Here is a 25,819-nt window from a genome sequence, read left to right on the forward strand (position 1 = left end):
CCCAAGGGTCCATCCCCTTGAGCCTTGCTCACTCAAGTTCTACCGACCGCGGGTCGCGGACGTCAAACCGGGTTGAGCACGCGCCGCTCAACCTTCCTGCCGACCCAACGTCCGACCAGCCCCGGGAGTTCCCGCCCGGCCGCCCGGACCCGAGCGGAGTGCGCCGCGTCACCCGGCTGGGGCACCCGGTGGGGATCACCCGGGCGGATCAGTCGGCGCGGACTTCGATGTCGCCGCTGCCGGTGGACAGCTCCAGGGAGCGCGGCGCGTCCCGCCGCTCGGCGACCTCCACGTCGGCGGATCCGCTGCCGGTGTCGGTGAGCACCCGGTAGGCGCCGTCGGGCACGGTCAGCTCGATCCCGCCGCTGCCGGTCTCCACCAGCACGGTCCCCGGCGCCTCGGCGACCAGCTCGACCTCCCCGGAACCGCTGTGCGCGCGCACCGACCGGCCGCGCAACCCCTCGCCCTCGATCCGGCCGCTGCCCGTCTCCGCCACCAGGTCGCCGTCGACGTCGGCGAGCTCGATCCCGCCCGAGCTGGTCCGCACATCGACCGGTCCGGCGACGCCGCGCACGTCGATCTCGCCGGAACCGGTCTCGGCCCGCACCGCGCCCATCCCGCGCACCCGCAGGTCACCGGAGCCGAGCCGCCCCGAGACCTCGACCGGCTCCGGCAGCTCGACGACGTAGTCCACCGAGCAGCCCCGCCCGCAGTCGGTGTCCAGGACCAGCCGGGAGCCCATCCGCCGGTGCGCCTCGTCCCCCGGGCCCGCGCCGAACCAGCTCCGGCTGACCGTCGCGGTGACCTCGCCCCGGCTGCCCGGCACGTGGCGCACCTCGACGTCGCCGCGACCGCCCTCCAGCACGACCGAGTCGATGCCCACGACCACGTCGGTGCTCGTGGCCTCGGATCTCGCCCCCCAGCTCAGCGCCGCACCGCCGAGCAGCACCAGCGCCGCTCCGCCGACCGCCATCCCCACTCGCACCGCAACCCCCTCGTGGTCGTCCCGATCGACGCTAGGCCGGTGCGCGCCCGACCCGCATCGGGGAGATCCCCCACGCACCAGCACAGCGCATCGGGGCGCCCCGGTGGGGAGGATTTCAGGAACCGAGCTCGTCGCGGGCGGCTTCGAAGGCGCTCAGCGCGGCGTCGTCGAACAGCACGAAGCGCACGTCCGCGACGTCGGTCGGGGTCTCCCGCACGGTGCGCAGCGCGATCCGGGCCGCCTCGTCGAGCGGGTAGCGGTAGATGCCGGTCGAGATGGCCGGGAACGCGACGCTGCCCGCGCCGAGCTCGTCGGCCACCCGCAGCGAGGAGCGGTAGCAGTCCGCGAGCTGCTCGGAACGGTCGGCGGACCGGGCGTAGGTGGGCCCGACCGCGTGGATCACCCAGCGCGCCGGGAGCTCGCCCGCGGTGGTGGGCACGGCCTGCCCGGTGGGCAGCCCGTCCGGGTAGTCGCGGGTGCGCAGCAGCTCGCACTCGGCGAGGATCGCCGGACCGCCGCGGCGGTGGATCGCCCCGTCCACCCCGCCCCCGCCGAGCAGGCCGGAGTTCGCGGCGTTGACCACCGCGTCGACCTGCTGCTCGGTGATGTCGCCCCGCAGCAACGAGATCCGCATGGCGGCAGTGTCCTCCCGGACGAGCACCCGGGCGACCCGGAACCCGCCCGCCACCCAGGAGCCCGCCCACCAGCAGGTGCCCGGCGAGCGAAGCGACCGCATCCGCACCACCGCGGCCCGGCAGCCGCGTCACCCGTTCGAGAGCTGAGTGAGGGGCACCCTTGCCCGAGTTACTTGGGCAAGGGTGCCCCTCACTCAGGTCCGCCGCACCCGTTCGGCGCAGTTCAGCCGTCCCGGAGGCGCATGATGGCCCGGAGGGACTGTTGCAGGGCCTCCGGGTCCGGCGGCTCGTCGGCGATCAGGGCTTGGACCAGGAAGCCGTCGACGGCGGCGAGCAGCACCCGCACCGCCACCGGGTCGCCGCCGCAGGCGTCGCCCAAGTAGCCGGACGCGACGTCGATCCAGCGGCGCGCGGCGGGGCGCAGCGCGGGGCGGCGGGCCGCCAGCAGGTACAGCTCGTACTCGGCGATGGTCCGCTCCCGGTTGTCCCGGACCATCGCGACCAGCAGGTCGGCCACCGCACCGGGCCAGTCCTCGGGGTCGTCGACCCGCTCGCGCAGCGCGTCGACGTCGGCGACCAGCGCGTCCACGCCATCGAGCAGCGCCGCCACCAGCAGCTCGTCGATGCCGTCGAAGTAGTAGGCGATGGAGGCGGGCGGCACCTCGGCCTCGCGGGCCACGACGCGGTGGCTGATCGCGGCCACCCCGTCGCGGGCGACCACCCGCAGCGCGGCGTCGATGATCGCCCGGCGCCGCCGCTCGCCCTTGGCGCGCCTGCCGTCGGTCTCGGCGCTCAATGCGCGCCGCCGAGTTCGAGCGCCACCACGCCGCCGACGATCAGGAAGATGCCGCCGATCTGCACGGCGGTGATGGTCTCGCCGAGGAACAGCGCGCCGACGATCGCCACCAGCGCGACCCCGGCCCCGGCCCAGATCGCGTAGGCGACGCCGATCGGCAGCCCGAGCTTGAGCACGTAGGCCAGCGCGCTGAACGCGGCGACGTAGCCGATCACGACGAACACCGTGGGCAGCGGCTTGCTGAAGCCCTCGGAGAACTTCAGCGAGATCGTCGCGAAGACCTCGCTGACGATCGCCACGGCCAGGAGCAGGTACGCCACGACACCTCCCACGAAGAAACCTGAACGGATGCCCAGGTTTCATCCTAGCTCAGCCGCCGGGCAGCTCCTCGGCGTCGTCGCGGCGCTTCTTCCGCTCCAGCTTCCGGCGCTTCTTCTCCAGCTTCTTGCGCTGCTCCGCCACGTCCTCGCCGGAGATCATCCCGGCCACCAGCACGAGCGCCCAGATGCCGGAGGGGATGAGCGGCCAGAAGAAGTTCAGCCCACCCGAGGCGATCGAGGTGAACAGCCAGATGCCGACCAGCACGACGGTGACCGAGGCCCACTCGCGCCACTCCTTGTCCCGCTTGCGCTTGGCCACCTCCTTCGCCTGCTCGTCGAGGGCGGGCTCGGCGGGCGGTTCGGGCGCCGGCGCGGGCAGGTCGGAGGTGATCGGCGCCAGCTCGCCGAGGGTCACCGCGGCGTAGGCCTGCCGCAGCCGCTCGTCGTACTCGGTGAGCGTCAGCCGCCCCTCGTCGAGCGCGACGCGCAGCCGCTCGGCGCTGCGTTCCCGGTCGCGGTCGGACGCCCGCGTCGAATCCGTCATCGCACACCCCCGGTGACAAGAACAGCTACCAGCGCCGGTCCGGGCGGCGCCCGGTCAGGAGGAGGCCCACGATACCCAGCGATCACGGGCGACCGGCCGCGTTCGGCGCACGCCGGCGGGCGGAGCGGGGATCACGTGGCGAAGATCGCACCTCCGGTGCGCCGCGGCGCGGGATCGATCAGGCCCGAGGCGCGGCGGGAGCGGGCCGGGCGACCGGGGCACGGGGTTCCGGCGCGTCCAGCAGGGACAACCCGGGCGCTCCCGGACGACACGCCGGTGCGGACCCGGTTCGACGATCAGGCCAGGTGACGCTCCCTCCCGGAAAATCGGGCGTTCGCCCAACTAGTTTTTCGTCCAGCGGCATCGCAGAATCACGCACTGTTCTCGACACGAAGCCGCGCCCCGATGGTTACCAACGAGTAACAGGGCGTACGCTCCCCAAACGGACAACGTCTCGAACTGGAGGCCGCGAGCATGGGAGCCCTGCAGCTCGTCCTGGGCCTGATCTGCCTCGCCGTGACGGTGGTCGCGGTGGTGATGGTCGTCAGGACCGTCCGGCGGATGGTGTCGTCCATCCGCCTCGGCCAACCCGATCCGACGAGGGGCGGGCCGTTCGGCGCCCGGTTCGGGAACATGGTCAAGGAGATCCTCGGCCACACCAAGATGCTCAAGTGGGGGCACGTCGGGGTCGCCCACTGGTTCGTCATGGTCGGCTTCGGGCTGCTGAGCCTGAGCGTGCTGGAGGCCTACGGCGAGGTCGCCAACCCCGAGTTCGAGTTCTGGTTCCTCGGCGGGTTCGGCCCGTGGAACCTGGCCATCGAGCTGATCGGGTTCGCGACCCTGGTCGCCGGGATCTGGCTGGTGGTCGTGCGCCAGCTCAACCACCCGCGCCGGGCCGGGCGGGTCTCGCGGTTCCAGGGCTCCAACTTCTGGCAGGCCTACTTCGTCGAGGCGGTGGTGATCCTCGAAGGCGTCGGGATCATCGGGCTGCGGGCGTTCAAGGAGTCCAGCGGGCTGTTCCACGCGCCGGTGTGGTCGGCGCCGCTGACCCACGCGCTCGGCGCCGTGCTGCCGGCCAGCACCGCCGCGATCACGCTGTTCGCCGCGTTCAAGATCCTGTCCGCGATGATCTGGGTGATCGTGATCGCGCGGAACATCACGATGGGCGTGGCCTGGCACCGGTTCACCGCGTTCTTCAACATCTACTTCAAGCGCGAGCTGGGCGACGCCCCGGCGCTGGGCGCGGTGAAGCCGATGACCAGCGGGGGCAAGCCGCTGGACTTCGAGGAGGCCGACCCGGACACCGACGTCTTCGGCGCCGGGCAGGTCGAGGACTTCTCCTGGAAGGGCTGGCTGGACTTCACCACCTGCACCGAGTGCGGTCGCTGCCAGTCGCAGTGCCCGGCGTGGAACACCGGCAAGCCGCTCTCGCCGAAGCTGGTCATCACCTCGCTGCGCGACCACGCCTACGCCAAGGCCCCCTACCTGCTGGCCGGGGGCAAGAAGGACATGGCGGGCGACGAGGTCGGCATCACCGGTGACGGCGCCGAGGACAAGCTCGCCGGGATCGACGCGCTGGCGCTGGCCGAGTCGGACCGCCCGCTGGTCGGCGGCCCCGAGGAGATGGGCGTCATCGACCCCGAGGTGCTGTGGTCCTGCACGAGCTGCGGCGCCTGCGTCGAGCAGTGCCCGGTGGACATCGAGCACGTCGACCACATCATCGACATGCGCCGCTACCAGGTGATGATCGAGTCGAACTTCCCGACCGAGCTCGGCGGGATGTTCAAGAACCTGGAGAACAAGGGCAACCCGTGGGGCCAGAACGCCAAGGACCGGCTGGCCTGGACCGAGGACCTGGACTTCGAAGTGCCGGTGTTCGACGGCGAGCTCGCCGACGACGTCGAGTACGTGTTCTGGGTCGGCTGCGCCGGGGCGTTCGAGGACCGCGCGAAGAAGACCACCCGCGCCGTCGCCGAGCTGCTGCACACGGCCGGGGTCAAGTACGTGGTGCTCGGCTCCGAGGAGACCTGCACCGGTGACCCGGCCCGGCGCGCGGGCAACGAGTTCGTCTTCCAGATGCTCGCGCAGCAGAACGTCGAGGTGCTCAACGGCGTCTTCGAGGGCCGCGAACCCGGCAAGCGCAAGATCGTCGCCACCTGCGCGCACTGCTTCAACAGCCTGGCCAACGAGTACTCGCAGCTCGGCGGGGACTTCGAGGTCGTGCACCACACCCAGCTGCTGAACAAGCTGGTGCGGGAGAAGCGGCTGACCCCGGTGGCCCCGGTCGCCGAGGACGTCACCTACCACGACCCGTGCTTCCTGGGCCGCCACAACAAGGTCTACACGCCGCCGCGCGACCTGGTCGGTGCCGCGGGCGCCAACTTCCGGGAGATGCCCCGGCACGCGGACCGCTCGATGTGCTGCGGCGCCGGCGGGGCGCGGATGTGGATGGAGGAGCGCATCGGCAAGCGGATCAACCTGGACCGCGTCGACGAGGCGCTGGGCACCGCCCCGCAGAAGATCGCGACCGGCTGCCCGTTCTGCAAGGTGATGCTCTCCGACGGGCTCACCACGCGGCAGAGCGACAAGGTCGCCTCGGAGAACGTCGAGGTCGTCGACGTCGCGCAACTCCTGCTCAACGCCGTCAAGCGCGGCGAGAGCACCGACGCCCCGGCCACGTCCGGGAGCTGACCGACCGAGCGAGCGGGCCCCTCCGGTGCGCACCGGAGGGGCCCGCGCTGTCTCACCGGCGCCCGCTCCGGGAACGACCGAGGGGCGGGTCCGGCCGGACCCGCCCCTCGTCCCGCCCGCGCTAGCTCAGCCGTCGAAGGAGATCGAGCTGCCGAGACCGGCCCAGAAGTCGTACTCGTTCTGGGCGCTCTGCTCGATGTCGTTGCCGATGCCGTTGGCCTCGGCCTCCTGGACGGCGACGTCGCCGTCGTTGCCGATGACGTAGATGTCGGCGAAGGCGGCGGGGGCGGCGAGGGCACCGAAGCCCAGCGTCAGGGTCGCGACGGCGGCGGCCTTGGCGAGGTTCGAGGACTTCATTCGGGGATCCACTCCATTTCGACTTCGTGAGCGGCGGCCGTTGTGACCGCCGCGTCCAGTCCTAGAGGCCGACGGGGTTCGAGCGCTGCCCCCGAGATCCACGATCACACCGACCGGTGACACCGAGTCGGCCTTCAGAGTGTCACTCGATCCTGTAAAACCACGCTTCGTGATCAGGATCGGCGAGGCTCCTGGGCGTATGAAAATCCCGAATCACCTTCGCCGGACCCGGGGCGGGTGTCATCCGGTCACGGCCGCGAAGAAGGCGCGGACGTCCGCGGCGAACAGCTCCGGGACCTCCGCGGCCGGGAAGGTGCCGCCGCGGTCGTGCTCGGTCCACCGGACCACGTTGTTGATCCGCTCGGCGAACGGCCGCACCGGGCGCAGCACGTCGTGCGGGAACACCGCGATCCCGTGCGGCACCGCACCGGTCTCCAGCTCCGCCAGCACGCCTTCGCGCTCGGCGTGCTCGGCGTCGTCCGGCGTCTCCACGAACGACCGGGCTGCCGAGTTCGCGGTGCCGGTGAACCAGTAGAGCAGCGCGTGGGTGAGCACCAGGTCGGCCGCCAGCGGGGTGCGCGGATCGGTCCACTCCCGGAAGACCCCGCTGAGCCAGCCGAGCAGGCCGACCGGCGAGTCGGCCAGCGCGTAGGCGAGGGCCTGCGGCTTGGTGGACTGGATCAGCTTGTAGCCGTAGAGCTCGTCGGTGTAGCGCTGCCAGCCCGCCATCCGCTCCTGGTCGGCCGCCGAGAGCCCGGCGAGCTCCGCGGGATCGCCGGAGGGGAAGGTGATCATGCCGTTGGTGTGCACCCCGACAACCGAATCCGGCGCCACCAGCGCCAGCTCCCGGCTGATCCAGGTCCCCCAGTCACCGCCCTGCGCCCCGTAGCGGCGGTAGCCCAGCCGCGCCATCAGCTCCGCCCAGGTCTCGGCGATCCGGCGGGAACCCCAGCCGAACTCCCGGGTCGGGCCGGACAGGACGTAACCGGGCGGCGACGGGATCACCAGGTGGAACGCGGGCCCGTCGTCCTCGGGCTCGGTCAGCGGCACGATCACGTCCAGGTACTCGGCGGGGGAGCTGGGCCAGCCGTGCGTGACGATCAGCGGCAGCGCGTCCGGCCGCGAGGAGCGCACGTGCAGGAAGTGCACCCGCTGGCCGTCGATCTCGGTGGTGAACTGCGGGAACGCGCGCAGCCGCGCCTCCTGCGCGCGCCAGTCGTAGCGGTGCAGCGCGTGCTCGACGAGGTCGCGGACGTGAGCCAGCGGCGGCCCGTACCGCCAGTCGTCGCCGTGATCGCCACCGGGCACGGCATCGGGCCAGCGGACCCGGGAGAGCCGGGCCCGCAGGTCGTCGAGCTGCTCCTGCGGGATGTCGAGGTGGAACGGGGTGATGGCCATGCGCGCTCCTTCCGTACAACGTACGGTACCCCCTACGCGCGAAGCCCCGGATTTGTTCCCGCCCCCGAACAGCAATCGAGGGGTGCCCGAACCGGACACCCCTCGACCACAACCAAGCGGCGAAGCCGCTTCCAGCCCACGCACGCGCTGATCGGCACCACCGTCAGGCATGCGGCGAAGCCGCTTCCGCCTTGCCCCACCTAAGCAACCAGCACCGCCGCGGGTTCTCCGCGGCCTTCTCGCGAGGACAGCGCCGACGCCGTGTACGAAGTGGGTACATCAGGAGGCGATCCCGCAGCGAGAAGGCCGCTGAGGTTCCGCCACCCGCACCGCCACGCAAAGCGACCGGAGCTAGATCAACTACCGATTTCCTCTAGGGTCTTGCCCTTCGTCTCCTTCAGATACCGCAGCACGAACACCAGGGAGAGCAGGGCGAACCCGGCGTAGAGGAAGTAGGTCACGGGCAGGTTCCAGTCGCGCATGGACGGGAAGCTCACCGTCACCAGCCAGTTCGCGATCCAGTTCGTCGCGGTGCCCACGGCGAGCGCGGCGGCCCGGATGCGCACCGGGAACATCTCGCCGAGCAGCACCCACATCACCACGCCCCAGGAGGAGGCGAAGAACAGCACGAACGCGCTCGCCGACACCAGCGCCACGGCGCCCCAGACGAACGGGAGCTGCGCGTCCTCGCCGACGACCTCGGCGAAGCTGAACGCCCAGCCGGTGATCGCCAGCGACACCGCCATGCCGATCGAGCCGATGACCAGCAGCGGTTTGCGGCCGATCTTGTCGACCAGGGCGATTGCCACGAGGGTGCCGATGATGTTGACGATCGAGGTGAACAGGCTCAGCAGCAGCGAGCTGCTCTCGTCGACGCCGACCGAGCTCCACAGCGACGAGGAGTAGTAGAAGATGACGTTGATCCCGACGAACTGCTGCAACGCGGCGATCGCCATGCCGACCCAGACGATCGGCAGCAGCCCGAACCGGCCGCGCAGGTCGCTGAGCCGGGGCTTGCGCTCGCCGCCGAGCGCGGCCTGGATCTCGGAAACCTTGGCGCCCGCGTCACCGGAGTCGATGCGGGTCAGCACGCTGCGCGCCTCGGCCAGCCGCCCGGCGGCCACCAGGTAGCGCGGCGATTCGGGGATGCGCGAGGCCACCACGAGGTAGACGACCGCGGGGATCGCGGCGGCGGCGAGCATCCACTGCCACGCCTGGAGCGGCCCGAGCATCCCGGAGGCGCTGCCCCCGGCGCCGGCGGCCAGCCCGTAGTTCACCAGTTGCGACAGGGCGATGCCCAGCACGATCGCCAACTGCTGCAACGAGGCCAGCCGCCCCGGTAGGCCGCGGGTGCGACCTCGGCGATGTAGGCGGGGGCGATCACCGAGGCGATGCCGATGGCGACACCGCCGACGACCCGCCAGGCGGCGAGGTCCCAGATCGCGAAGGGCAGCGCCGAGCCGATGGCGCTGACGATGAACAGGACGGCGGCGAGCTGCATGACGCGGATGCGCCCGACCCGGTCGGCCAAGCCGCCCGCGATCCCGGCGCCGACCGCCGAGCCCAGCAGGGCGGAGGAGACGGTGAGGCCGGTCAGGGCGGGGCCGACACCGAAGTGCTGCTGGATCGCGTCCACGCCGCCGTTGATAACGGAGGTGTCGTAGCCGAAGAGGAATCCGCCGAGCGCCGCGGCGCAGGCGATCATCACGACGTGCCCGAAGTGCTCGGTGGCAGCTCCCGAGGCACGCGACTGGGTTGCTGACATCGCGTTCTCCTGCTGCCCGCACGTCGACCCGCCACGGTGCGGGATCGTTCTAGAACGTCGGGCTTGAGGGATCGTAAGTTCTGAACCCCTTCTTTGCTGACACGATCCAGCGTGAAGTAGCTCACCGTAATCGAAACTCGGCCACTTGGGCCTTTTCGCCATGCCGAACAGATGAGTTTCAGATCACTTGCACGCCCGAACGTGCACGCAGAGTTACCGCCGAGTGTCGGCGCGGGAGAAGTTGATGTAGGCCCGCGACGGGGTCGGACCGCGCTGTCCCTGGTACCGCGAACCGGCCCGCTTCGAGCCGTACGGGTGGTCGGCGGGGCTGGACAGCCGGAACAGGCAGAGCTGGCCGATCTTCATCCCGGGCCACAGCGTGATCGGCAGGTTGGCGACGTTGGACAGCTCCAGCGTGATGTGCCCGCTGAACCCCGGGTCGATGAAGCCCGCGGTGGAGTGCGTCAGCAGCCCGAGCCGCCCGAGCGAGGACTTGCCCTCCAGCCGGCCCGCGAGGTCCTCCGGCAGCCGGACCTCCTCGAAGGTCGCGCCCAGCACGAACTCCCCGGGGTGCAGCACGAACGGAACGTCGTCCGGCGTCTCGACCAGCGAGGTCAGCTCGTCCTGCTGCTGCGACGGGTCGATGTGGGTGTACTTCGTGTTGTCGAAGACCCGGAAGAACCGGTCCAGCCGAACGTCGATGCTCGACGGCTGGATCATCGCCGCGTCGAACGGATCGACGTGCAGGCGCCCCTCGTCGAGCTCTTTGCGCAGGTCCCCGTCACTCAGCAGCACGGAACCACCCTATCCGCACCCCGTCGACGATCGACGACGCCCACCGTGCTAAGCTCGATCACGTCGCGACAGCGATGCGCGGATGTAGTTCAATGGTAGAACATCAGCTTCCCAAGCTGAATACGCGGGTTCGATTCCCGTCATCCGCTCAGCAGACGAAGGCCCAGCCCGGAGCGCAGTTCCGGCCTGGGCCTTCGGTGTTTCTGGGCCTTCGGTGCCTCTGCGCCTTCGGTGCCTCTGCGCTGTGCCGGGCGGAATCGCCGGGCCGGTCCACGAGTGCTGGGGTCCCGCGATGATTTCCACGACGTGGGCGCTACGGCTCGGTGGCGCGGGCTGCACGGTTGGCCTTGCGGGTGGCGAGGAGGGCTGCGGCCAGGACGGCGGTGAAGCCGCCGCCGGGGACGATCAGGGCGAGCGGGTAGGTCTCGCCGAGGGCGAGCTGGGCGGCGATGAGCGCGGTGGTCACCGCTGCGGTGGTGTAGCCGGTGCGGGCGGCGGCGAGCATCCACGGGGCGGCGGCTCGGTGCCCGGCCCACCAGGCGGTGTCGGAGGCCATCGTCGCCTTGGTGCGGATGCCGATCGCGTGGTTGCGGGCGAGGGTGCCCGCCAGCGTCTGGTTCCGGACGGCGTGCGCGACGGCCGCGAGGGACAGCAGTCCGATGGCCAGTCCGATGAATCCGCTGATGGCTTCCACGACGTCCATCATCCCCGCCAGAGCTGCGCGCAGGTGGGCAGTTCGGCCGGAGCCGTGGTCTCGCCGAGGAGTCCGGTGAGGTGGGCGAGGGACTGGCGGGTCACCGCGAGGTCGCCGCCGGGGACGGAGCAGAGCTCGCGGCGCACCGCGGTCGGGTCGAGGATGGCGAACTGCGGGCCGGGGCGGTAGCCGGGGAAGTCGTCGGCGGTTCCGCTGGTCGGCACGTGGCGCATCGCGGTGAGGTGGTGGTCGCCGGAGTGCAGGACGTAGCCCGGGAAGCGGTCCCGCACGGTGCCGTCCGCCGCCCGCACCGTGATCATCTCGGCGGGCAGCCACATCTGGTTCATGGAGAACGCGAAGGACGCGGGCGTGAACAGCGCGACGAAGGTGAGGCCGAGCAGCACCAGGCCGGAGAGCTGGCCCACGATCGCCGACAGCACGACGCGTCCGGCGGTCCGGCGGCGCAGCGCCGCCGCGGCGTAGGCGGCGCAGGGCAGCACGATCCACGGCGCCATCTGCATCGGCAGCAGCAGCACGACGATCGCCACGCCGAAACCCAGCGTCAGCGCCGCCGTTCCCGGGTCCTCGCGCCGCAGCGTCCAGTCCAGCACCCGGATCATCGCGAAGAACAGCAGCACCGGCACCAGCACCGTCGTGGCGTCGAGCGCGATCGCCGGGATGTTCAGCGTGGTGAGCAGGATCCGCACGGCGGCCGGATCGTGCCCCGCCACCAGCAGGATCCGGATCACCACCACGACCACCGGGATGACGGCGACGACCAGCGCCGCGGTGCCGTCCGCGCTCGCCCGCCGCGCGGCGGTGAGGGCGCGTTCCGCGAACTGGCTCAGCGAGGGCTCGGGGGCCGCCATGTCGGAACCTTACGGCTCCGATTTCCCGCGCGGGGGCGGTTTTTCACGCGGTGTCGACGAGCTCGTGGTGCCGCACGGTCGGGAACGGGTCGCAGCAGTGGTGCAGGAGTTCCTTCCACCGCTGGTATTCCGGCGATCCCCCGGGTGCGGTCGGTGAGGCTCCGCCAGCGCAGCAGGTACCCGGCTCGAACCCTCGGCGCAGTGCCGGAGAGCCCGAGGAAACCCCGTGCTGCCAAGCTGATCCGCTCGGCCTCTTGGCGCCTGCGGCACCGCTGATCCGTTCACGCCCCGGTGAGCAGCATCCCGAGGGCCCCGGCGACGAGCCCGGCCGCCGCGGTGCCGAGCACGTTGAGCACCGCGAGCAGCCGGGCGCGTTCGGCGAACAACCGGACCGTCTCGTAGCCGAAGGTGCTGAACGTGGTGAGCGCCCCGCAGAAACCCGTGCCGAGCAGCGGGAACACCGGCCACGACGTGCCGACCAGCGCACCCAGCAGCAGCGAGCCGAGCACGTTCGCCGCGAGAGTGCCCAGCGGGAATCCGGCGGAGTGGCGCTGCACCCACCGGTCCAGGAGGAACCGCGCGCTCGCGCCCACCGCGCCGCCGAGCGCGACCAGCAGGACCGTCATCCGTACCGGACCACTTCCACCTCGTCGAGCAGCACCAGACCGCCCGCGGCCACGTCGTCGAGCTGCGGCAGGAAGTCCCGGACGCACTGCTCCTCGTCGACGATCACGACCGAGATGGGCAGGTCCTCGCTGAGCGCCAGCACCCGCGTGGTGTGGATCGTCGAGGACGCGCCGAAGCCCTCGACCCCCGGTACACCGATGCCCCCGCCAACCCGGCGCCGCGGGCCCGCAGCACGATCTCGTGGTAGGCCGGGTGGTGCCGGTAGGTGTCGCTCTCGCCGAGCACCACGGTCAGGCGCAGCGCCCGTCCGCTCAACCGCATGGTCACCTCCGTCGCAGCGATTCGGCCACCGAGCGGCTGCCCAGCAGCCCGAGGAGCACCGCGCCCAGGCAGGCGAACACCGAACCCACCAGGTACAGCGCGGCGAGGGCGGGTGCGCGCTCGGCGAGCCCGAGCCCCTCGACCACGTAGGTCGACAGGGTGGTGAACCCGCCGAGCACGCCGATCCCGACGAACGGCCGGACCAGCCGGTGCGCCTGCACGAGCTCGGTGATGACGTACATCAGCACCCCGATGGCCAGGCAGCCCGCGACGTTGGTCAGCAACGTCGCCCACGGGAAACCCCGGTGCGGCAGCAGCACCGAGATCCCGTGCCGCAGCACGGCGCCGAGCGCGCCGCCGAGCGCGACGACGCCCAGCACGTCCCACGGAACCGGTCGGATGGCGCACCTCCTCGAAAACGCTGCCACTACACCACCGCCCGAACCTCCACGCGAGGTCGCCGCACCGCGGCGGTGCCCGGGTCACCGTAGGCTGGGTGCGTCGAACAGGAGTCCCGCACCATGGCCACCGAACCCGTCCCGATGCGGCTGGAGCACTTGGCCGGCGTCCTCGAACTGGGCAACCGCGTCTTCGACGTCTCCGCCATGCCGTACACGTCGTGGTCGCTGTCCAGCGTGGCGGTGCACCTGGACGCCCAGCCGGACTCGTGCTGGGTCGCCGAGCACGACGGGCGCGTGGTCGCCTTCGTGCTCGGGTCGTTGTCCTACGACGAGCGGGAGGACTGGGGTTACGTCGAGTGGATCGGCGTCGACCCGGACCACCAGGGCGAGGGCTTGGCCCGCGCCCTGCTGGAAGCGTCCTGCCAGGCGCTGTTCGCGGCGGGGGCGACCCGGATCATCACCGACGTCGAGAAGGGCAACGAGTCCTCGGCGAAGCTGATGCGGCGCAGCGGGTTCACCGACAGCGTGACCGTGACGCTGTTCATCCGGCACGCCCCCGAGCCGGGCCCGCCGCGCCCACCGCGGGTGCGGGAGGACCCGGCGAAGGCCAGGCTGCACGCCGCTGCCCGGCAGCGGCACCGCCAGGGCTAGCCTTCGCGGCGGTCGGCGTTGGCGACGATCGCGGCGCGGACGAACTCCGCCAGGCCCGGCTCGATGGCCTCGTAGGTGGCGGTGAACCGCTCGTCGGCCACGTACATCTCGCCCAGGCCCCGGTGGATCTCGTAGGTGCAGTCGTAGCACCAGCGCGTGATCACCTGCCGGTGCTCCTCGGCGAGGTCGAGCACCGCCGCCTCGTCCGGGGCCGCGCCGGAGCGCAGCGCCTCGGCGAGCCGCTCGTGCACAGCGCTCTGCTCCCCGAGGAACTGCCGCCAGTCCTGCTCGCCGTACCCGGCCATCCGCTCCCGCGACTGCCGGTAGGCGTCGCTGCCGCCCCACCGGCGCTCGACCTCGGACGCGTGGTCGTCCGGGTCGAAGTCGCCGAACAGCGCGAACTTCTCCTCCTGCGTCAGGTTGACGCCCATCGAAACCGCCTCCATCTCCTCGCGCACGGCCGCGGCGATCCGCTGGAGCCGGTCGATCCGCTCCAGCAGCAGCTCGTGCTGCCGCTCCAGGTGCGCACGTGCGCCGCCTTCGGCGAGGACCGCCGCGATGTCGTCGAGGCCGAGGTCCAGCTCCCGGTAGAACAGGACGCGGCGCAGCCGGTCCAGGTCCGCGTCCGAGTAGCTGCGGTACCCCGCGGACGTGCGTCCGGAGGGCACCAGCAGCCCCACCTCGTCGTAGTGGTGCAGCGTCCGCACCGTCACGCCGGTCAGCCGGGCCACCTGGCCCACCGTGTAACCCACCGCCCTCACCTCCACGACGCTCAGCCTGGGGCCTCCCGCCACGTGAGGGTCAACCCGCGCCGCCACCACGCCCCCCGCAACACGCCGGAGCACCGCCCGTCCAGGTGGGCTTTTTGCAGGTGAGGGGCACCCTGTACCAAGTCAAGTGGTACAGGGTGCCCCTCACTCAGCTCCCGAACGGGTGAGGCCGCATCGGGCTCGGATCAGCGCGAGTCGAGTCCGCCCGCCTTGAGGTGGGCGAGGAATGACCGCCACTGCCCGGCGGTGAACCGGTGGAGGCCGGACCCGGGCGCCTTGCTGTCCCGCACCCACCGACCGCCACCGCCGGAGCCCGCCACCTCGACGCAGTGACCGTTCTGCCCGCTGTAGCTGGACCTGCGGAATCCGTTGCGCGGTGCCCCGCACCGGGGAACGTCTAACTCTCCGTCGCGCACCTTCACACCTCCTTGATGGCCCGCTCAATCATCCTCCGGGAGTCACCCGGTTCGGCAGCCAAGCCCGCAATTCGGCGGAACGTCCGCTCGTAGAGCAGGACTTCGGAGGGGTCTTCGAGGTAGTGGCCGCTGCTGAGCAGTTCGTGGTAGACGACGCCGGGGTCACCGACCATGTCAACTGGGAACCGCATCAACGTGAAGGTGCCGCCCTGTTGAGCGGTATGGGCGTTGCCGGACAGCGGTAGGACCTGGAGATCTACGCGTGGCCGTTCCGACATGGCGAGCAACTGCCTGAGTTGGTCCCGCATCACGTCGGAGCTGCCGAGCGTCCGGTACAAGACCGATTCGTCCATGATGGTCCACAGCCGAACAGGTTCTTCAGACCGATCCAGCAGGTCCTGTCGTCTCATCCTCAGTTCGACCCGTTGACCGACCTCATCGTCGGAAAGGTCTGTGTCGGAACGGACGACAGCCTCGGCGTAAGCGCGTGTCTGGAGAAGTCCAGTCACGAGGAGGGCGTCGAACGACGACAGCTCGGCCGCACCGGCTTCGAGCCCCAGGAAGAGGTCGAACCACTTCGGAACCGCACCGCTCAGGCCGGTCCACCAGTTGCGTCCCTTCTTCGCCGCGGAAAGCAGGTCGCGCATGAAGTCGTGGCGGTCCTGCATCCCGTAGAGCCCAAGCAAGAGTTCCAGATCGCCGTGGGATGGCAGATTCCGAGCGCTCTCCAGGTAGCCGATGTGCTGTTGCGAGCGACCGATGCGCTGTGCGGCGTCCTTCTGCTTCAGCCCGGCCTGCTTTCGCAGACGTCGCAACTCCAGCGCGATCCAGCGCTTGAGCACGGCAGGACTCGACGGCGTAACCACGCTGCTCACCTTTCGCTCAGGTTCGGGGCACAAGCGTGCCCTACGGCATCGTCCACCGGATCGGATGACCACTTGGTCGTTGACGTTGTGAACACAACATTGTTGTATTCACAGTGTTGCATTCACGTACTTCATGGGAGGTGTTCGATGCGATGTGCTGATCAGGTGCCGGAGTCGGTGGAGGCCGCGGTATTGCGGGCGGTCGTCGAGTGGTTCGTCACCGCTCCGGTCGAGGAGACGCAGCTGCTCGTCAACGCCCACGGCGACGCGACCGCCGGGTCGCGGGTGCGGGTCCGGTGATCGACGTGACCGGAGTGCGCAAGGCCGTCGACCGGGCGGTGGAACCGCTGGTGCGGCGGCTCGTCGAGGCGGGGTTCAGCCCGCTGCCCTGCCCGTGGGCGGGCGGGGACGTGCAGCTCGTGCGGGTGCGCGACGAGGTGGTGATCGCCGTGCTGTCGGAGTACGGCTACGCGACGGTGAGCCGCTACGAAGCGCGCTACGAACCGTCGGAACCGCTCGTGCACGCCGGGCGGTTGCTGACCAGGGTCGACGACGATCCGGTCAGCGCGCTGCGCGGACTGGTCGCCGGGCTCGGACCCGCCGGGTCGTGGATGGTCTCCGGCTCGCTCCCGGAGCCCGCCCCGTGACCGCCCCCGCCGAAGTGCTGCGCCGCGCCGAGGAGCGCTCCGCCGGCACCGCGTGGTCGGCCGGGCTCGACGCGGAACGCGCCGGGAACCCGGTGCTCGTGCTGCGCCGCGGCGCCCTCGGCCGCTGGCTCGTCGACGACGGTCGCGCGTGGACGATCGGCGACCTGGTGGTGATGCCCACCGCTCCCGGCGGACCGCGGTCCGCCATCGCCCGGGAGAAGCGGCACGTCACCTGGGCGTTCGCGACGGCGCTGCGGGCCGAGCTCACCGCGCTGGGCGTCCCGGCCTGGCTGACCGACGACGACCGCGCGCACCGGCTGCGCGACCTCCCGCCCGAACTCGCCGACGCCGTCTTCGACCGCGCCACCACCCAGGAGACCACCTCGTGAAGCGCTGGATCGCCGCCGGACTCCTCGCCACCGCCGCGCTCACCGCCTGGGCCGTCCACCGCCGCACCGCACGACGCCCACCCGAGCCGCCGGTCACCTCGCCCGACCCCGCCCCGGAGCCCGCGGCCGAGCCCGAACCGGAGCCGCTCAGCACCACCTACTCCTACGACCCGGCCACCCTGCAACGCATCCTCGACGGCCTCCACCGCCTCTGACCGAGAGCAACCCGTGCCCGGACCAATCAGCGCGCCTGGACGAGCTGCGCCTCCGCTGCGGCGTCACCCGGATGGGAGCTGGGTGAGGGGCACCTTCATCCGACATAGCCGGATGAAGGTGCCCCTCACTCAGGTGGCGGTGGGCTCTGGGGCTTGCTGCTCGGGCTGCTCGGGCTGGTCCTCGGTGGTGCGGCCGGCTCGTTGTTCGCGCCAGTAGCTCTTGTTGCCCCACCTGTTCCACTCGGCGTCGAAGTAGCCGATGCCGGTACCGGTGTCCCGGCTCACCGCGTGCGCGTAGGCGTAGAAGAGGTCGCGCTTCCAGGTCAGCTGCGGGTCGCCGAGGTTGGCCGGGCGGTGCTCGGTGTCGTAGCTGACCCAGTGGACGCGGTGGTAGGCGCCGCCGACGACGTCGCGGACCGCCTGGCTGGTGGCGTAGTGGTCGGTGTGGTCGTTCGGGTTGTTCGCCGCCAGATAGTCGGAGGTGTTGACCCACTGCGGTGGCCGCAGCCGCGCCGCGGACATCTCCTGGTCGACGATCGCCCGGAGCGTGTTCCGGAAATCGCTCCAGCTCGTGTAGACCGAGGCCGCGTCGCCGTCGACGGCCTGCATCCGGTTGATCCGGCCGTCGCGCAGCTTCACCAGGCTCGCGTGTCCGGTGCGCGGGAACCCGCCGCCGCCGATGTTGCCGTCCGGCAGCCGCAGGCAGTAGACCGCCCACTTCCCCGCGTCGTAGACGGTGACGTTCTTGCCGCCGAACCGCCGCTTCACGCCGGACGGGTCGGCGGCGTGGGCGCGCTTGTGCGCGTCGATCAGGCCCTTCTCGCGGGCCCGCCACCAGTACGCCTCCAGCCCGGCGTCGCCCGCCGTGGTCACCACGTGCACCACCCGCGCGTCCGGCGTGCCCGCGTCGGATCGCAGGAACTCGCCCCGGAACAGCAGCGCGTCGTCCTGGTGCGCGCCGAAGTAGAACCCGATCGAAGAAACCATCGTGCCTCCCCACGGCCGAAGTCCGTCATCGACAGGGTGCGGCGGGGGAGGCGCCGGACCGGGGACGCTCGCCGCCCGCTCATCCGGACCGGTGACGGGAGCAGGCACGGCGCTCACCCGGACAGGCAGCGGGGCGCGATCAGCATTTCGAGGCCGATCGGTCCGGACCGGCCTCGAGGGCCGCCGCCGGGCGGCATACTTCGCGCATGACGGTGACCATCCCCGGGGAGTTCGCGCTCCTGCTGCACAAGCCCAACGGCGGCCACTACGCCTCCTCCAACTACCTCGGCGCGGCGGAACTGGGCGAGCTCGTGCTGCGGCACCGCATCGAGTTCGTCCGCCGGAAGGTCCGGGTCCTCGACGCCTCGCCCGCCGGGGAGCGGTGGATCGACGAAGCGCTGGGCCTGCTGGTCAGACGCTCCGGTCCGGCCGGGCGGCCGGTGGACGCCGCCCGCTTCGTGCAGTCCCGCCGCACCCGGGTGCAGCACGCGAGCGACCTGGTCCGCGCGGGCCTGATGACCCACCAGCCGGAGAAGGTGCTCGGGCTGTTCCCCGTCGACCGCTTCCACCCGCACCCGGCCGCGCACGCGCAGCTGCTCGCCGAGCTGCGGCACTGCGCCGACGGTGGACAGCTCACCAACCGGCTCGCGCTGCTCGCGGCGCTGGTGCACGCCACCCGGCTGTCCTGGTCGCTGGGCTTCACCGGTCCGCAGCGCGCCCGCCTCAAGCAGATCTGCCGCGGCGAGCAGCTCGGCACCGCCGTCGAGCACGCCGTCGCCGCCGCCAACGCCGCGATGGCCGGGGGCGCCGTCGTCGCCGCCACCGCCGCCACCGCCGCCGCGGGCTGAGCGGACCGGGGCGCCGGCCGGTGGGCATAGGATCGCGGGCGTGGACCGCTCAGCCCTGACCGCCACCGTCCGCCGGACCTGGCACGACTCCGTGCTGCCCAGCCTGTCGGACCTGGTGCGCATCCCCGCCGTCTCGCCCGCCTTCGACGCCGACTGGGCGGACACCGGACATCTGGACGCCGCCGTCGAGCACGTGCGGAGCTGGATCGCCGACCGCGAGCTGCCCGGCGTCGAGATCGAGGTGGTGCGGCTGCCCGGGCGCACCCCGCTGCTGCTGGTCGACGTGCCCGCCACCGGCGAGTCCGACGACACCGTGCTGCTCTACGGGCACCTCGACAAGCAGCCCCCGGTCGGCGGCTGGTCCGAGGGACTCGACCCGTGGACCCCGGTCGTCCGCGACGGCAGGCTCTACGGCCGCGGCTCGGTCGACGACGGCTACGCCGGGTACGCCGCCGTCACCGCCCTGGAAGCGGCGCGCGCGCACGGCGGCGAACACGCCCGCTGCGTCGTGCTGCTGGAGACCGGCGAGGAATCCGGCAGCCCCGACCTGCCCGCCTACCTCGACCACCTCGCCGACCGGCTCGGCGCCGTCTCCCTGGTGGTGTGCCTGGACTCCGGCGCCGGGGACTACGAGCGGATGTGGCTGACCACCTCGCTGCGCGGTCTGGTGCAGCTGGAGGTCACCGCCCACGTGCTCGACTCCGGGCAGCACTCCGGCACCGCGGGCGGCATCGTGCCGAGCTCCTTCCGGGTGCTGCGCCGGCTGCTCGACCGCATCGAGGACTCCCGCACCGGCGAGATCCTGCTGCCCGAGCTGCACGGCCCGATCCCGGAGGAACGCGTCGAGGAGGCCCGCGCGGCGATCGAGGCCGTCCCCGGACTGGTCCGCCGCTCCGTCCCGCTGCCCGAGGGCCTGCGCCCCGAGGCCGACGACGAGGTCGAGCTCGCGCTGAACAACACCTGGCGGCCCAGCCTCGCGGTGATCGGCGCCGCCGGGCTGCCCGACCCGGCCGAGGCGGGCAACGTGCTGCGGCCCTCCACCACGCTGATGCTCGGGTTCCGGCTGCCGCCGACCACCGACGCCGAAGCGGCGCTGGCCGCGGTGCGCGAGGTGCTGAGCACCGACGTGCCGCACGGCGCCCGGATCACCTTCGGCCACCAGGAAGCCGGTCCCGGCTGGAACGCCCCGGCCCCGGCGCCGTGGCTGTCCGACGCCTTGGACAGCGCCTCGGCGGACGTCTTCGGCGCGGGCTGGCGGACGATGGGGCTCGGCGGCTCGATCCCGTTCATGGGCCTGCTGCACGCCAAGTACCCGCAGGCCCAGTTCGTGGTCACCGGCGCCCTCGGCCCGGACAGCAACGCCCACGTGCCCGACGAGTCGCTGCACCTGGACTTCGCCGCGCGCATCACCGCCGCGGTGGCCTGCGTCCTCGACGCGCACGCCCGGCGCTGACCCGGCGATCACCGCGACGGCGGCGGCCCCGCTCGGGCCGCCGCCCGGTCAGGGCTTCCTGAGCTGGTCCAGGCCGCGCACGGCATCGCCGAACAGGCGGGTCAGGACCGCCGCACCGCGCTGGTCCTCCGCGCCCGCGGCGATGATCGCCCGCACCGCCGGATATCCGCGCAGGCCCACCTCGGTCGGCCGTCCCCCGGAGATGAGCGTGTAGACCTCGCGGACCGGGTAGGTGTGCAGGGCGCTGACGTGGTGGGCGAAGTCGTCGGCGGCCGGGCCCGCGAGGAGATCGCCGAGCACGCCCCCGTCGCGCACCGCGATCTCGATCCAGCCGAGGTAGGTCTGCGCGCTCGGCCACCGGTGCGCCACACCGGGCGAGCTCATCGCCGACCGCTCGTACGGCGGAAGCGGCTCGACGCGCAGCCGGACGACGTCCGGGTGCTCGCTCCACGGGCGCGCCACGTGCTCGGTCAGGTAGGCGTGGAACCCGTCGGTCGCTCCCGCTCGGGGGACGAAGCAGAGCGCGAAGGTCGGCACCGGCGGAGGTCCCTGCACGGCGGGATCGTTGATCCGGTCGACGAGGGTGCGGCCACCGCCCGGAGGTGACAGCAGCGCACCGATGCGGCCGAGGAAGTGGTGCGCATCGCGGGGGATGACGTCCTCGGGCAGCGGATGCTCGCCGAAGGCGACCAGGTCGGCCTCGGACAGGAAAAGCCCGTGCGGGATGCCCTGCGGCTGGGCCACCTCCGGCGCGTCGAACGAGAGGCCCTCGACCACGGGCCAGAGGTCGGGGCGGTTGCTCCCCAGGCGCAGCTGCCGGTACTGCCACAGGCCCGGGGCGCGGGCGAACATGATCCCGTGCACGTCGCGCCAGTAGGTCTCGCACACGGCCCGGGGGAGGTCGGCGCGCCACCAGCAGAAGGACGTCAGGGCCAGTTCGGCGGCGTTCTCCAGGCCGACCACGTCCGGCACCTCGAACGATGCATCCACGGGTCGAGTGTGCCAGCGCCACGGTCGCGAGCGACCTCGCAACACCCGTCCGGTCGCGCCGTCAGCCGAGGCGGCGCTGGAGGACGCGAGCGCCCGGGCCGGTCAGCTCGCGGGCGACCCCGCGGCGAGGGCGAACGGCGGTTGCCCGCGAAGGGGCGAAGCGCCACGGGCACCGGTAGCCGTGCCGGGTAGCCGGTGTTCGGCTCCTGGCGGCCCGGCCACCGGGGTGTCCTGACCAGGCGGTGCTGCTGGTCACCGCCTGGTGGGCGCGGCGGTGGTGGTCAGGCCTTGGGCACCAGGACCCACAGCAGCAGGTAGAGCAGGAACTGCGGTCCCGGCAGCACGCACGAGACCACGAACAGCAGCCGCACGGTGAACGGCCTCATCCCGAACCGGTCGGCGAGCCCGGCGCACACACCGGCGATCCGCTTGCCGTGATGGGGACGTCGAAGGGGCATCCGAGTAGCCATGTCCCCATCGTGCCCGTCCCGCGCGTCCCCGCACCTCGGGGGCGAACCCCGAGCGAACCCGGAACCGCAGGTCATACCCCGAACATCGGCAGGCACGGAGGCAGACCGGTGATCGAGAACTCATCGCGAGCCGCCCATTCCGCCCGATTCAGGCGGAACCGCAGCTCCGTGCAGCGCCGCCCGCGCACCACCGCCCGCTGGACGCCGTCCGGCCGGTAGCCCAGCTTGCGCGTCACCGCCAGCGAGGCCGGGTTGTCGTCGTGCGCCCCCGACACCGCCTCCTCGGCGCCGAGCCCGGCGAAGGCCAGGTGCAGCACCGCCCGGCGCATCTCGGTGCCGATGCCCTGCCCCTGGTGCGCCTGGCCCAGCCACGAACCGGTGCTCACCTGCCGCAGCACCGCGAAGTCCTGCGCCTGCACCGCCTGGATCCCGACCGGGCGACCCTCGGCGAACACCGCCAACGGCAGCACCCACCGCTCGGCGGACCAGTCGGCCAGCGCCCGCCAGTGGTGCTGCAGCACCGAACGCCCCCGCTCGGCGGGCGGCAGGTCGGTCCAGGGCCGCGCGAACGGCATCTGCTCCGGCGGGTGCACGCCCGCCAGCGCGACGTCGGCCAGCGCGGCCAGCTCCGCGCCGTCGGGCAGCCGCAGTTCGAGGCGCGGGGTCCGCACCCGCAGCCCCGCCAGCGGCCAGTGATCGGTCAGCACCGGCCCAGCATGACCGACCGCGACCCGGCCGCGCAGCCGGTTTTCCCGCTGCTCGGCGCGGCCACCCGGGGCCGCTCGGCGGTCGCGTCCCCGCGGTGGCGGGATTCCGGTGGCAGGTGGCGTTCTCGCCAGTTCCGGTGCCCGGCGCCGACTCCTAGCGTCCGGGGAGGACCGGCACCACAACCAGGAGACCACCATGATCGTCGTCACGGCCCTCTCGATCGGCGTGCTGTACGTGCTGCTGAACTCGCTCATCCGCGACCCGGACAGCCGACGCCGGTTCAACGCCATCGTGGTCGCCGGGGCCGGGGCCGCCTACCTCAGCGGCGGCGGCTTCGGGCTCTGGGAGTTCGCCTTCACCATCGTCGCGACCTGCTGCGCCTACCGCGGCCTGCGATCCTGGACCTTCATCGGCATCGCCTGGCTCCTGCACACCGCCTGGGACGTGGCGCACCACCTCAGCGGCGACCCGATCATCCCGTTCGCCGAGCACTCCTCCCTGGGCTGCGCGATCTGCGACCCGGTGATCGCGCTGTGGTGCTTGGCCGGCGGCCCCTCGGTCGGCGAACTCCGGGCCCGCTTCAGCCGCCGCGACCCCGCCGCCGACCACCTCCCGGCCTGAGCCCGGCCGTGCTCGTTCCGCGTTGCGCAGCGCGGCGGCTCAGTCCCGACCTGGCACCTGGGCCCCGGTCCTCGCGCGCTCGGCGGCGCCACCACCGCGACGAATCCGCTGGGCGCGGAATTCACCCGGAGCGCAACCGATTCCCGGCGCGCGGTCGCCGCCCTACCGTGGCCGCATGCGCTCCCCGATCACCGGCACGGCGGCCGGCGTGCCCTTCACCGCCCTGCCACCGGCCCACGACGGCCCCGCGCCGCTCATCGTCACGTGGCACATGCTGGACGCGCCGAGGTCGGACGCCGCGTTCGCCGCCGCGCTGCCGATGGACGAGCTGCCCGCGTGGCGAGTCCACCTCGGCATGCCGATGTGCGGGGCCCGCATGGTCGACGGCAGCATGGACGCCGGCTGGGAACTGATCCAGCAGGACGTCCTGATGTCGGCGCTGCACCCGTTCGTCCGGCAGGCGACCGAGGAATTCCCCGCGGCGCTGGCGTCGATCCGCGCGCAGCTGCCGGTCGACGACGGGCCGATCGGCGTGCTCGGCGGCTCGCTCGGCGGCGCCGTCGCGCTGCGGGTCCTCGCCGACACCGGGGTCCCGGTCTTCGCCGCCGCCCTCGTCAACGCCGCCATCCGGATCCGGTCGGTCGTCGACCTGTTCCCCGGCGAGTACCCCTACGACGCCGAGTCCGCGGAGGTCGCCGACGGCCTGGACTTCGTCAGCCGGGCGGAGGCCATCGCCAGGCGCGCACCGCTGCTGGTCGTCAGCGGCGAGCTGGACCACCCGGCGCTGCGCACCGACGCGTCCGAGCTGGTCGACGCGGTGGGCGACCGGGCCGAACTGCTGACCGTCCCCGGGCTGGCGCATCCGCTCGCCGACGAACCCGGCATCGAACCCGCACCGCAGCTCCCACCCGCCCGCGAAGTCGACGCCGGGCTGACCGCGTGGTTCCGCCGCCACCTCCCGGGCAGCCACCTCCAGGACAGCGGCCGAGCTCACCCATCAGGTACCTGAGTGAGGGGCACCCTTGCCCGAGCAACTGGGATGAGGGTGCCCCTCACCTGGCACCATGCCACCCGAACAGGTCACCCGGGCGTGTGCTCGGGTTCGTGCGGGCCCGGGGCGCCGAACCACTTCGAGAGGTGGGCGCGCAGGTCCTGCTGGTCGTCGCCCACCCACGCCACGTATCCGTCCGGTCGCAGCAGCACGGCGGGCACGTCCGGCTCCGCGCCAGCGTCGGCGACGTGGTCGACCCGGTCCGCCCAGCCCGCGACCGACAGCCGACCGGTCCGGTCGAGCAGCAGTCCGCGACCGCCGCGCGTCAGCTCGTAGAGCCGCCCGCGCCCCAGCTCCACGTCGCGCATCCGGCGGCCGAGCAGGTGGTGCCCCGGCCCGAAGTCGTAGCGCACCCCGATCGCGGTGATCTTCTCGATCAGGTACCGGTTCACCTCCTCGAACTCCATCAGCTCCGCCACCAGCCGCCGCGCCGCCCGGGGCCCGGCTCGTCGGACAGCAGCTCCATCTGCGCCCGGGTGTTGTCCAGCACGGCGGCGGCCACCGGGTGCCGCTCGGCGTGGTAGCTGTCCAGCAGGCCCTCCGGCGCCCAGCCGCCGACCTCGGCCGCCAGCTTCCAGCCGAGGTTGAACGCGTCCTGCAGGCCGAGGTTGAGCCCCTGCCCGCCGGTCGGCGGGTGGACGTGCGCCGCGTCCCCGGCCAGCAGCACCCGACCGGTCCGGTACCGCTCGGCCAGCCGGGTGGCGTCGCCGAAGCGGGACAGCCAGCGCGGCGAATGCGCCCCGAAGTCGGTGCCCGCGAACGCCCGCAACTGCTGCCGCAGCTCGTCGAAGGTCGGCGCGACCGCGCGGTCCTCGGCCACCCCGTCGGCGGGCACGATGACGCGGTACCCGCCGTCGTCGAGGGGCATCGCGCCGAACCGCTTCTGGGTCTTGCCGACCTCGGCCACCACCTCGTCCAACGTCTCGCGCGGCACGTCCAGCTCCACCTCGCCCAGCAGCGTCTCCACCCGGCTGGGCTCGCCGGGGAACGCGACGCCGAGCAGCTTCCGAACCGCGCTGCGACCGCCGTCGCAACCGACCAGGTAGCGGGCGCGCAGCTCGGTGCCGTCCGCCAGCTCGGCGGTCACTCCGCCCTCGTCCTGGGCCAGCCCGACCAGTTCGCGGCCCCGGCGGACCTCGGCGCCGAGCTCGGTGGCGCGCTCGGCCAGCAGGCGCTCGGTGGTGGTCTGCGGGAGGGCCAGGACGTAGGAATGCGCGGTGTCCAGCCGTTCCGGCCACGACCTGCCGATCCCGGCGAAGAAACCCCCTGCCACGACCTTCCGGCCGTGCTCCAGGAACCGCCCCAGCAGGCCGCGCTGGTCCATCACCTCGATGCTGCGCACGTGCAGGCCGAGCGCGCGGACCTGCCCGGTCGGCGCCGCTTCCCGCTCCAGCACGACCACCCGCACCCCGTGCAGCCGCAGCTCGCCCGCCAGCATCAGGCCGGTCGGCCCGCCGCCGACGACGGTCACATCGATCACGCGGATTCCCCCGTTCGACGATTCCGGCCGGACATCCCCGCGATTCCGGCCTCGGACGG

At 72.2% G+C, this 25,819-nt stretch carries 29 protein-coding genes, 1 tRNA gene and 3 pseudogenes; 11 read left to right on the forward strand and 22 right to left on the reverse strand.

The window, feature by feature from the left end:
* Positions 1-208: 208 nt before the first annotated feature.
* The 5 genes from ACQP0T_RS27620 to ACQP0T_RS27640 form a co-directional block, all read right to left on the reverse strand.
* Positions 209-985: a DUF4097 family beta strand repeat-containing protein gene (locus tag ACQP0T_RS27620; RefSeq protein WP_433870647.1), complete on the reverse strand. Its 777-nt coding sequence runs from the start codon at positions 983-985 to the stop codon at positions 209-211.
* A 115-nt stretch (positions 986-1,100) separates the two neighbouring features.
* Positions 1,101-1,619 (reverse strand): O-acetyl-ADP-ribose deacetylase, encoded by a 519-nt coding sequence (locus ACQP0T_RS27625; RefSeq protein WP_433873866.1) that lies wholly within the window; start codon positions 1,617-1,619, stop codon positions 1,101-1,103.
* Between the two features lie 224 nt (positions 1,620-1,843).
* Positions 1,844-2,416 carry a TetR/AcrR family transcriptional regulator gene (locus tag ACQP0T_RS27630; RefSeq protein WP_433870648.1) on the reverse strand — a complete coding sequence of 191 codons (573 nt, stop codon included), beginning with the start codon at positions 2,414-2,416 and terminating at the stop codon, positions 1,844-1,846.
* Positions 2,413-2,736, reverse strand: a complete 324-nt coding sequence (locus ACQP0T_RS27635; protein ID WP_433870649.1) for a DMT family transporter — start codon at positions 2,734-2,736, stop codon at positions 2,413-2,415. The genes ACQP0T_RS27630 and ACQP0T_RS27635 overlap by 4 nt, the downstream gene beginning before the upstream one ends.
* Before the next feature lie 49 nt (positions 2,737-2,785).
* Positions 2,786-3,280, reverse strand: a complete 495-nt coding sequence (locus ACQP0T_RS27640; protein ID WP_433870650.1) for a DUF1707 SHOCT-like domain-containing protein — start codon at positions 3,278-3,280, stop codon at positions 2,786-2,788.
* Between the two features lie 474 nt (positions 3,281-3,754).
* On the opposite strand from ACQP0T_RS27640, the gene ACQP0T_RS27645 reads away from it, so the two are divergent.
* The gene (locus ACQP0T_RS27645; protein WP_433870651.1) at positions 3,755-5,971 is read left to right on the forward strand and encodes a (Fe-S)-binding protein; all 2,217 of its coding nucleotides are present in this window, start codon (positions 3,755-3,757) and stop codon (positions 5,969-5,971) included.
* A gap of 126 nt (positions 5,972-6,097) precedes the next feature.
* Here the strand turns inward: ACQP0T_RS27645 and ACQP0T_RS27650 are convergent, their stop codons facing one another.
* The 4 genes and pseudogenes from ACQP0T_RS27650 to dcd form a co-directional block, all read right to left on the reverse strand.
* Positions 6,098-6,328, reverse strand: a complete 231-nt coding sequence (locus ACQP0T_RS27650; protein ID WP_345360366.1) for a hypothetical protein — start codon at positions 6,326-6,328, stop codon at positions 6,098-6,100.
* A gap of 240 nt (positions 6,329-6,568) precedes the next feature.
* Positions 6,569-7,726 carry an epoxide hydrolase family protein gene (locus ACQP0T_RS27655; protein ID WP_433870652.1) on the reverse strand — a complete coding sequence of 386 codons (1,158 nt, stop codon included), beginning with the start codon at positions 7,724-7,726 and terminating at the stop codon, positions 6,569-6,571.
* 356 nt (positions 7,727-8,082) lie between these two features.
* Positions 8,083-9,653, reverse strand: a pseudogene (locus ACQP0T_RS27660) (sugar porter family MFS transporter).
* Between the two features lie 51 nt (positions 9,654-9,704).
* Positions 9,705-10,286 carry a dCTP deaminase gene (gene dcd / locus ACQP0T_RS27665; protein WP_433870653.1) on the reverse strand — a complete coding sequence of 194 codons (582 nt, stop codon included), beginning with the start codon at positions 10,284-10,286 and terminating at the stop codon, positions 9,705-9,707.
* 78 nt (positions 10,287-10,364) lie between these two features.
* On the opposite strand from dcd, the gene ACQP0T_RS27670 reads away from it, so the two are divergent.
* Positions 10,365-10,435 (forward strand) — tRNA-Gly (locus ACQP0T_RS27670).
* 164 nt (positions 10,436-10,599) lie between these two features.
* On the opposite strand, the gene ACQP0T_RS27675 is transcribed toward ACQP0T_RS27670, so the two are convergent.
* The 5 genes and pseudogenes from ACQP0T_RS27675 to ACQP0T_RS27695 all read right to left on the reverse strand — a co-directional run bounded on the left by ACQP0T_RS27675 (position 10,600) and on the right by ACQP0T_RS27695 (position 13,225).
* Positions 10,600-10,980, reverse strand: coding sequence for an SdpI family protein (locus ACQP0T_RS27675; protein ID WP_433870654.1), 381 nt, complete (start codon positions 10,978-10,980; stop codon positions 10,600-10,602).
* A gap of 8 nt (positions 10,981-10,988) precedes the next feature.
* Positions 10,989-11,849, reverse strand: a complete 861-nt coding sequence (locus ACQP0T_RS27680; RefSeq protein WP_433870655.1) for a hypothetical protein — start codon at positions 11,847-11,849, stop codon at positions 10,989-10,991.
* Positions 11,850-12,130: 281 nt separating this feature from the next.
* Positions 12,131-12,475 (reverse strand): fluoride efflux transporter CrcB, encoded by a 345-nt coding sequence (crcB, locus tag ACQP0T_RS27685; RefSeq protein ID WP_433870656.1) that lies wholly within the window; start codon positions 12,473-12,475, stop codon positions 12,131-12,133.
* Positions 12,472-12,797 (reverse strand): annotated as a pseudogene (locus ACQP0T_RS27690) (DUF190 domain-containing protein). The gene crcB and the pseudogene ACQP0T_RS27690 overlap by 4 nt, the downstream one beginning before the upstream one ends.
* Before the next feature lie 2 nt (positions 12,798-12,799).
* Positions 12,800-13,225 carry a fluoride efflux transporter FluC gene (locus ACQP0T_RS27695; protein ID WP_433870657.1) on the reverse strand — a complete coding sequence of 142 codons (426 nt, stop codon included), beginning with the start codon at positions 13,223-13,225 and terminating at the stop codon, positions 12,800-12,802.
* 93 nt (positions 13,226-13,318) lie between these two features.
* Between ACQP0T_RS27695 and ACQP0T_RS27700 the strand changes: the two genes are divergently transcribed.
* Complete coding sequence (locus ACQP0T_RS27700) at positions 13,319-13,849, forward strand: GNAT family N-acetyltransferase (RefSeq protein WP_433870658.1); 531 nt, start codon at positions 13,319-13,321, stop codon at positions 13,847-13,849.
* Here ACQP0T_RS27700 and ACQP0T_RS27705 read toward each other — a convergent pair.
* The 3 genes from ACQP0T_RS27705 to ACQP0T_RS27715 all read right to left on the reverse strand — a co-directional run bounded on the left by ACQP0T_RS27705 (position 13,846) and on the right by ACQP0T_RS27715 (position 15,910).
* A complete protein-coding gene (locus tag ACQP0T_RS27705) occupies positions 13,846-14,601 on the reverse strand; it encodes a MerR family transcriptional regulator (protein ID WP_433870659.1) in 756 nt (251 codons plus the stop codon). The genes ACQP0T_RS27700 and ACQP0T_RS27705 overlap by 4 nt on opposite strands.
* A gap of 203 nt (positions 14,602-14,804) precedes the next feature.
* Positions 14,805-15,041 (reverse strand): DUF397 domain-containing protein, encoded by a 237-nt coding sequence (locus ACQP0T_RS27710; protein ID WP_433870660.1) that lies wholly within the window; start codon positions 15,039-15,041, stop codon positions 14,805-14,807.
* The gene (locus ACQP0T_RS27715; RefSeq protein ID WP_433870661.1) at positions 15,038-15,910 is read right to left on the reverse strand and encodes a helix-turn-helix domain-containing protein; all 873 of its coding nucleotides are present in this window, start codon (positions 15,908-15,910) and stop codon (positions 15,038-15,040) included. Before ACQP0T_RS27715 ends, ACQP0T_RS27710 begins: the two co-directional genes overlap by 4 nt.
* A 138-nt stretch (positions 15,911-16,048) precedes the next feature.
* On the opposite strand from ACQP0T_RS27715, the gene ACQP0T_RS27720 reads away from it, so the two are divergent.
* The 4 genes from ACQP0T_RS27720 to ACQP0T_RS27735 are packed head-to-tail and all read left to right on the forward strand — an operon-like array spanning position 16,049 to position 17,152.
* Positions 16,049-16,201 carry a hypothetical protein gene (locus tag ACQP0T_RS27720; RefSeq protein WP_433870662.1) on the forward strand — a complete coding sequence of 51 codons (153 nt, stop codon included), beginning with the start codon at positions 16,049-16,051 and terminating at the stop codon, positions 16,199-16,201.
* Positions 16,198-16,548: a hypothetical protein gene (locus ACQP0T_RS27725; RefSeq protein WP_433870663.1), complete on the forward strand. Its 351-nt coding sequence runs from the start codon at positions 16,198-16,200 to the stop codon at positions 16,546-16,548. The genes ACQP0T_RS27720 and ACQP0T_RS27725 overlap by 4 nt, the downstream gene beginning before the upstream one ends.
* Positions 16,545-16,937, forward strand: a complete 393-nt coding sequence (locus tag ACQP0T_RS27730; RefSeq protein WP_433870664.1) for a hypothetical protein — start codon at positions 16,545-16,547, stop codon at positions 16,935-16,937. Before ACQP0T_RS27725 ends, ACQP0T_RS27730 begins: the two co-directional genes overlap by 4 nt.
* Entirely contained in the window at positions 16,934-17,152 is a 219-nt protein-coding gene (locus ACQP0T_RS27735; protein ID WP_433870665.1) for a hypothetical protein, read from the forward strand. Before ACQP0T_RS27730 ends, ACQP0T_RS27735 begins: the two co-directional genes overlap by 4 nt.
* Positions 17,153-17,281: 129 nt before the next feature.
* Here ACQP0T_RS27735 and ACQP0T_RS27740 read toward each other — a convergent pair whose 3' ends face one another.
* Positions 17,282-18,139 (reverse strand): PIG-L family deacetylase, encoded by an 858-nt coding sequence (locus ACQP0T_RS27740; RefSeq protein ID WP_433870666.1) that lies wholly within the window; start codon positions 18,137-18,139, stop codon positions 17,282-17,284.
* Between the two features lie 206 nt (positions 18,140-18,345).
* Between ACQP0T_RS27740 and ACQP0T_RS27745 the strand changes: the two genes are divergently transcribed.
* Entirely contained in the window at positions 18,346-18,987 is a 642-nt protein-coding gene (locus ACQP0T_RS27745; RefSeq protein WP_433870667.1) for a GOLPH3/VPS74 family protein, read from the forward strand.
* A 31-nt stretch (positions 18,988-19,018) separates the two neighbouring features.
* On the forward strand, positions 19,019-20,440 hold the full coding sequence (locus tag ACQP0T_RS27750) for a M20/M25/M40 family metallo-hydrolase (protein ID WP_433873867.1): 1,422 nt from the start codon (positions 19,019-19,021) through the stop codon (positions 20,438-20,440).
* 48 nt (positions 20,441-20,488) lie between these two features.
* Here ACQP0T_RS27750 and ACQP0T_RS27755 read toward each other — a convergent pair whose 3' ends face one another.
* From ACQP0T_RS27755 to ACQP0T_RS27765, 3 genes are all read right to left on the reverse strand, one after another.
* Positions 20,489-21,430 carry an ethyl tert-butyl ether degradation protein EthD gene (locus ACQP0T_RS27755; protein ID WP_433870668.1) on the reverse strand — a complete coding sequence of 314 codons (942 nt, stop codon included), beginning with the start codon at positions 21,428-21,430 and terminating at the stop codon, positions 20,489-20,491.
* A 281-nt stretch (positions 21,431-21,711) separates the two neighbouring features.
* The gene (locus ACQP0T_RS27760; RefSeq protein WP_433870669.1) at positions 21,712-21,900 is read right to left on the reverse strand and encodes a PspC domain-containing protein; all 189 of its coding nucleotides are present in this window, start codon (positions 21,898-21,900) and stop codon (positions 21,712-21,714) included.
* Between the two features lie 71 nt (positions 21,901-21,971).
* Positions 21,972-22,607: a GNAT family N-acetyltransferase gene (locus ACQP0T_RS27765; RefSeq protein ID WP_433870670.1), complete on the reverse strand. Its 636-nt coding sequence runs from the start codon at positions 22,605-22,607 to the stop codon at positions 21,972-21,974.
* 196 nt (positions 22,608-22,803) lie between these two features.
* Here ACQP0T_RS27765 and ACQP0T_RS27770 point away from each other — a divergent pair, with 196 nt between their 5' ends.
* Together ACQP0T_RS27770 and ACQP0T_RS27775 are read left to right on the forward strand one after the other, a co-directional pair.
* A complete protein-coding gene (locus tag ACQP0T_RS27770) occupies positions 22,804-23,229 on the forward strand; it encodes a DUF6010 family protein (RefSeq protein ID WP_433870671.1) in 426 nt (141 codons plus the stop codon).
* Between the two features lie 175 nt (positions 23,230-23,404).
* A complete protein-coding gene (locus ACQP0T_RS27775) occupies positions 23,405-24,238 on the forward strand; it encodes an alpha/beta hydrolase family protein (protein ID WP_433870672.1) in 834 nt (277 codons plus the stop codon).
* Positions 24,239-24,309: 71 nt separating this feature from the next.
* Here the strand turns inward: ACQP0T_RS27775 and rox are convergent.
* Positions 24,310-25,760 (reverse strand): annotated as a pseudogene (gene rox, locus ACQP0T_RS27780) (rifampin monooxygenase).
* Between the last annotated feature and the right edge of the window lie 59 nt (positions 25,761-25,819).

The sequence above is a fragment of the Saccharopolyspora sp. CA-218241 genome (genome assembly GCF_050954615.1).
GTDB lineage: Bacteria > Actinomycetota > Actinomycetes > Mycobacteriales > Pseudonocardiaceae > Saccharopolyspora > Saccharopolyspora cebuensis.

Excerpts from the sequence above, each read along its gene's own strand:
- ACQP0T_RS27625 (WP_433873866.1), bottom strand. The coding sequence starts at position 1,619 with ATGCGGATCTCGTTGCTGCGGGGCGACATCACCGAGCAGCAGGTCGAC.
- ACQP0T_RS27640 (WP_433870650.1), bottom strand. The coding sequence starts at position 3,280 with ATGACGGATTCGACGCGGGCGTCCGACCGCGACCGGGAACGCAGCGCC.
- ACQP0T_RS27645 (WP_433870651.1), top strand. The coding sequence starts at position 3,755 with ATGGGAGCCCTGCAGCTCGTCCTGGGCCTGATCTGCCTCGCCGTGACG.
- ACQP0T_RS27650 (WP_345360366.1), bottom strand. The coding sequence starts at position 6,328 with ATGAAGTCCTCGAACCTCGCCAAGGCCGCCGCCGTCGCGACCCTGACG.
- ACQP0T_RS27655 (WP_433870652.1), bottom strand. The coding sequence starts at position 7,726 with ATGGCCATCACCCCGTTCCACCTCGACATCCCGCAGGAGCAGCTCGAC.
- ACQP0T_RS27680 (WP_433870655.1), bottom strand. The coding sequence starts at position 11,849 with ATGGCGGCCCCCGAGCCCTCGCTGAGCCAGTTCGCGGAACGCGCCCTC.
- crcB (WP_433870656.1), bottom strand. The coding sequence starts at position 12,475 with ATGACGGTCCTGCTGGTCGCGCTCGGCGGCGCGGTGGGCGCGAGCGCG.
- ACQP0T_RS27700 (WP_433870658.1), top strand. The coding sequence starts at position 13,319 with ATGGCCACCGAACCCGTCCCGATGCGGCTGGAGCACTTGGCCGGCGTC.
- ACQP0T_RS27720 (WP_433870662.1), top strand. The coding sequence starts at position 16,049 with ATGCGATGTGCTGATCAGGTGCCGGAGTCGGTGGAGGCCGCGGTATTG.
- ACQP0T_RS27740 (WP_433870666.1), bottom strand. The coding sequence starts at position 18,139 with ATGGTTTCTTCGATCGGGTTCTACTTCGGCGCGCACCAGGACGACGCG.
- ACQP0T_RS27745 (WP_433870667.1), top strand. The coding sequence starts at position 18,346 with ATGACGGTGACCATCCCCGGGGAGTTCGCGCTCCTGCTGCACAAGCCC.
- ACQP0T_RS27760 (WP_433870669.1), bottom strand. The coding sequence starts at position 21,900 with ATGGCTACTCGGATGCCCCTTCGACGTCCCCATCACGGCAAGCGGATC.
- ACQP0T_RS27770 (WP_433870671.1), top strand. The coding sequence starts at position 22,804 with ATGATCGTCGTCACGGCCCTCTCGATCGGCGTGCTGTACGTGCTGCTG.
- ACQP0T_RS27775 (WP_433870672.1), top strand. The coding sequence starts at position 23,405 with ATGCGCTCCCCGATCACCGGCACGGCGGCCGGCGTGCCCTTCACCGCC.